Origin of the sequence: Methylobacterium sp. Leaf117 (assembly GCF_001422985.1) — a bacterium.
Classification (GTDB): domain Bacteria; phylum Pseudomonadota; class Alphaproteobacteria; order Rhizobiales; family Beijerinckiaceae; genus Methylobacterium.
In genome coordinates this window covers 1-4560 of sequence record NZ_LMNL01000028.1, presented here as the reverse complement: position 1 = coordinate 4560, position 4560 = coordinate 1, and the positions used below count along the sequence as shown (strand labels likewise).

Annotated in this window: 5 protein-coding genes; 2 read left to right on the top strand and 3 right to left on the bottom strand. The window is 66.1% G+C overall.

Features of this window, described 5'->3' with window-relative positions; genetic code table 11:
* Nucleotides 1–274: 274 nt before the first annotated feature.
* The gene (locus ASF57_RS14525; protein WP_056484668.1) at nucleotides 275–1162 is read right to left on the bottom strand and encodes a LysR family transcriptional regulator; all 888 of its coding nucleotides are present in this window, start codon (nucleotides 1160–1162) and stop codon (nucleotides 275–277) included.
* A 135-nt stretch (nucleotides 1163–1297) separates the two neighbouring features.
* Here ASF57_RS14525 and ASF57_RS14520 point away from each other — a divergent pair, with 135 nt between their 5' ends.
* Nucleotides 1298–2434 carry an aldo/keto reductase gene (locus ASF57_RS14520; RefSeq protein WP_244476947.1) on the top strand — a complete coding sequence of 379 codons (1137 nt, stop codon included), beginning with the start codon at nucleotides 1298–1300 and terminating at the stop codon, nucleotides 2432–2434.
* 146 nt (nucleotides 2435–2580) lie between these two features.
* On the opposite strand, the gene ASF57_RS14515 is transcribed toward ASF57_RS14520, so the two are convergent.
* Nucleotides 2581–3336, bottom strand: coding sequence for an SDR family oxidoreductase (locus tag ASF57_RS14515; protein ID WP_056484667.1), 756 nt, complete (start codon nucleotides 3334–3336; stop codon nucleotides 2581–2583).
* A gap of 95 nt (nucleotides 3337–3431) precedes the next feature.
* Between ASF57_RS14515 and ASF57_RS14510 the strand changes: the two genes are divergently transcribed.
* Nucleotides 3432–3860: a hypothetical protein gene (locus ASF57_RS14510; protein WP_162241566.1), complete on the top strand. Its 429-nt coding sequence runs from the start codon at nucleotides 3432–3434 to the stop codon at nucleotides 3858–3860.
* A 289-nt stretch (nucleotides 3861–4149) separates the two neighbouring features.
* On the opposite strand, the gene ASF57_RS14505 is transcribed toward ASF57_RS14510, so the two are convergent.
* On the bottom strand, nucleotides 4150–4560 hold a 411-nt coding region (locus tag ASF57_RS14505), incomplete at its 5' end, for a diguanylate cyclase (RefSeq protein WP_156376155.1).

Below are 4560 nucleotides of genomic sequence, written 5' to 3'. Positions count from 1 at the left end.
TCTGGCCGCCTGGTTCGGGCACAGACCCCTGGCCTCGGCCCACACCTCACGATTCAGCGCTCTCGCCGCATAGCCGCCGACTTCGCCAACAGTGTCCGACGTTATTCCCGACACTAAGTTATGAGCGTAGTTGTCCAGATCCGTTCGTAGAGCGTACTGGCGGATCGCGACCCAACCCAGACGTAACAGTCACTGCGAGCACCGCCCGAAAGCAGTCATAGAGCCGAGGGAGGCTGGACGGGAAAGATCGGGGCGGAAGTGGGCATCGGGTCGTTCACATGCGCATGGCTTCGACGAAGGCTCGGAATGCCGCGCTGGGCTGTCGACGGCTCGGATAGTAGAGGTGGTTCGGCGGCAGGACCGGTGCCCAACCCGCGAGGACCTCGACGAGCGCGCCGCTCTCCATCTGTCGTTCCACATGCGGCCGCGGCAGGCAGGCGACACCGAGGGCGGCGTCCGCGGCGTCGCGCATCACGTCGACGTCGTTGGTGACGAAGGACCCGGGCACCGCACGCCCGAACCGATGTCCGTCCCGCTCGAACTCCCAGACGTGGATCGTGCCCGAGGAGGTGTAGCGGTAGCAGAGGCAGCGGTGCCGGCCGAGGTCATCGGGCGCTTGCGGGGCATCGTTGCTTTTGAGGTAGGCGGGCGCGGCCACGAAGACGAGCGGCACGGGGTCGCTGATCCGTACCGAGATCATGTCACGCTGCAGTTCGCCCTCATGCCGGACCCCGCAATCGAAGCGTTCGGCCACGATGTCGACGAGCCCGTCGTTGACCACGAGTTCCACTGCAACGTCGGGGTAGCTGGCGGCGAACGGCGTCAGGCGCGGGAGGACGACGTGCACGGCCGCTGGCCGATGCGCGTTTACTCGGATACGGCCGGCGGGCCGCTCACGGTTCATGGCCAGCGCGCCGAGCGCCCCTTCGACGGAGGCCAGGGCCGGGCGGAGGCTCTGCAGGAGATCAACACCCGCCTGCGTCGGAGCGAGTGAGCGCGTGGTCCGCTCAAGGAGACGGATGCCGAGCTTTCCTTCGAGAGCACGCATGGTGTGGCTGAGGGCGGAGGCGGAAAGACCGAGGCGCACCGCTGCCCGCGCGAAGCTGCCGGCCTCGACGATGGTGGCGAACACAGCGAGCCCCGACCAGAGGTCGCGATCCATTCCTGAAAATCCTTCAGCAACCCGTGCGGCTTTCCCTGTCTAATCCGCATGCTTGTTCCGGTCCATGTTCGCCCTGCTCACCCCGGGAACTCCCTTCCTTCCCCCCGAGCCGTTGAAGTGAGACCGGCTCCGTGCATGCTGGTGACAGAAAGCTTCCTGATGAACCTTCACTCCTATCGCGCTCTCGGCAGGTCCGGGCTCCTCGTGAGCCCTCTCGCGCTCGGCACCATGACCTTCGGCACGCCACGGTGGGGCTTGGACGAGGCAGACAGCCGCGCGGTGTTCGACCGCTACACCGAGCTCGGCGGCAACTTCGTCGATACGGCCGACGTCTACGCAGGCGGCCGATCCGAGGAGATGGTCGGTGCCTTCGTGGCAAAGCGTGGTCTCCGGGAGCGTTTGGTCATCGCCACGAAGTCCGGCTTTGCCACAGGACAGGGCATGCACCAGGGAGGCAACGGCGCACGGCACGTCCGGGCGGCGGTCGAGCGGTCGCTGGCCCGCCTACGGACCGACTTCATCGACCTGTACTGGGTGCACGTCTGGGACGGCATTACGCCGGCCGAGGAACTGTTGGAGACGATGACGGCCCTTATCCGGGCAGGCAAGATCCGCTACTGGGGCCTGTCCAACACGCCGGCTTGGTACGTAGCCGAGATCGCCACGCTGGCGAGGCTGCGCGGCCAGCCCGTGCCCATCGGATTGCAGTATTTCTACTCGCTCGTCGAGCGCGGGGTGGAGAACGAGCACGTCCCCTTGGGACAAGCGTTCGGCCTTGGCCTCGTGCCGTGGAGCCCGCTCGCCTATGGCCTGCTGGCGGGAAAGTACGACCGTGCCGAGGTCGAGGCTGGCCCTGCGCGGCGCGGGGGAGTTCCGAACCAAGGAGCCGCGAATGACCAAGCGCGCCCCGAGGGAGACAAGCGGCTCGACGGCGACAATCCCTTCGGGGACATGCTGTTTACGGACCGCAACTGGCGGATCGTGGACGTCTTGAGGCGCGTCGCCGAGGAGGCGGACCAGACGCCGGCCCGCGTGGCCTTGGCCTGGGTCGTCGGACGACCGGGTGTCGCCTCAACACTGCTAGGGGTGAGCCGGGCCGAGCAGGTGACCGACAACGTGGCAGCGCTCGGTCTCACTCTCTCGGCCGAGCATGCCGCGGCGCTCGATGCGGTGAGCGGTGGCAGCGAGAACCTCCTTTACAGCTTATCCCGACCACCCCTCCGCAACCAGGTCGTGTTCGGCGGTGCCGAGGTTCAGGGTTGGCAAGCATGAACGGCGCTTCGCCACGGCAGAGTCGCGGGTCCCTTACAGGGAGAGCTCGCGAGGCCCCTTGGTCAAACATAGGCCCTCCTGTCCCGCCATGTCGGGAGGGGGGGCGCCTCGGACTGGCCGTGCCCGCCGTGACGCCCGCAGTGCTGTCAGATGCCCTGGCCGCCGGAGACCTCGATGCGCTGCGCGTTCACCCAGCGGTTCTCGTCGGTCAACAAGCTCGCGACCATCGGTCCGATATCGTCCGGCACGCCGACGCGGCCGAGCGCTGTGAGACCTGCGAAGAGCGTATTGAGGTCAGCATTGTCGCGCACAGCGCCGCCGCCAAAATCGGTCTCGATGGCGCCAGGGGCCACCGTGTTCACCGCGATCCCCCGGCTTCCGAGCTCTTTGGCCATGTAGCGGGTCAGCACCTCGACCGCGCCCTTAACGGCGGCGTAGGCACCGTAGCCGGGTAAGCAGACCCGGGTCAGGCCCGACGAGAGATTCACGATGCGACCACCATCCGCGAGGAGTGGCAGCAGGGTTTGGGTGAGGAAGTAGACGCCCTTGAAGTGAACGTCGACCAGCCGGTCGAACTGCTCCTCGGTCGTTTGCCCGATCAGGGCGTAGTCGCCATGGCCGGCATTGTTCACAAGGTGGTCGAAGGTGTCCCGGCCCCAGGTCTCGCGCAGGGCCGCCTGCAGGAGCTCGGCGAAGGTGGCGAATACGCCGACGTCGCCGGTGTCGAGCTGCAGCGCGACCGCCTTATGGCCCATTGCCTGGATCTCCGCGACGACCGCTTCGGCCTCGTCTGCGCGGCTGTGGTAGGTGAGGACGACATCGCCGCCGTGGCGGGCGATGCTGAGCGCGGTGTTGCGGCCGAGCCCGCGACTGGCTCCGGTGACGAGGGCGATCTTGGTCAAGGGACGGCTCCGTTCGTTGGGCTAGCCGGGTATGCCGCTCCAGATCCAGCGCGTGTTACCGGAACCTCTCAAGTTCTTGCCTGATCCTACGAAGGATGATGCGTTCTTGCGGGCAATCGCCTACACTTTCCTTCCATGACGCCCCGCATAAGGCGATCCTGGCCCAGCCTTCCGACAAGGTGCCGGTGGATGCGGTCCGCGATGCCTTGCTGACGCTTTCCGCAGGCTTCCGCACCCAAGAGTTCATCGGCATCGACCGTGTCCTGCGGTCCAGCGAAACCCTTAGAGCGCGTAAGCAGGCAACCTATGGCCTGCATGAGCAGTCACTGCATGCCACGCTTGCCGAGCGGTGGCCGAGTCCTGACCGCAGCACTTCCTTGCGCCTTCTCGCGATGGCCTCGCACGGCGCCATGCGCTTGGCCATCGAGGACTGGATCCAGGCGGGCGGGGATCGGCCGCTGGACTCCTTCCTACACGCTGCGTTCGATGGGCTCGCAGCCGAGTTCTGCCGACCCCTGCAATAGCTTCGCACACATGTGCCGAAGGTTTGGACTGCCGAGATCCGACAGCTCCGGTACGTCCCCTACATCACCTTCGTCGCTTCCCATCAGCAGTCATTCGTCGGAAGTCCCGCAACTTCGGCTCGGGGTGGCAACCGGACCGTGGCCTTTCGCCCTTGAACCAGGCTTGCCATGTCCGACCTGACCTTGTCGTTCCAGATCTCCGCGGCAGTGCTCGGACACCGCCGTCACTTACGGATCACATCGCCATTGAGCCGAAGGACAACGGCTTCGAACGGACGACCAGCGGTGTTCATTCCGCCGCTGCGCGAAGGGGTGCTTGTTGAACGGCCGTGCCGTCGGTCCCGTCGCGCCAGCCTGTGCGGACCGGAGCGAGCGCCACCTGGTTACGACCGTTGTTCTTGGCGCGGTACAGTGCCGTGTCGGCGGCCTTGACGAGGTCGGCGCTGTTGCCGGACGTGCTCGGCACGGAGGAGACTCCGAGGGAGGCGGAGATCTTCGCCCCGTGCGCGCCCGAGAGATCCTCGATCCGGGCGCGGATTGACCCTGACCCAGCAAACTGGTCCGCGCTGAGCGCAAGTTTTTCGGGCATCCTGAACCCTGAAGGAGGGTGGATGCCATGCCTCGCAAACGCTTCACGAATGAACAGATCGCCTTTGCCCTGCATCAATTGAAGCTCCTCATGCCGATCTCGAGGATCCGG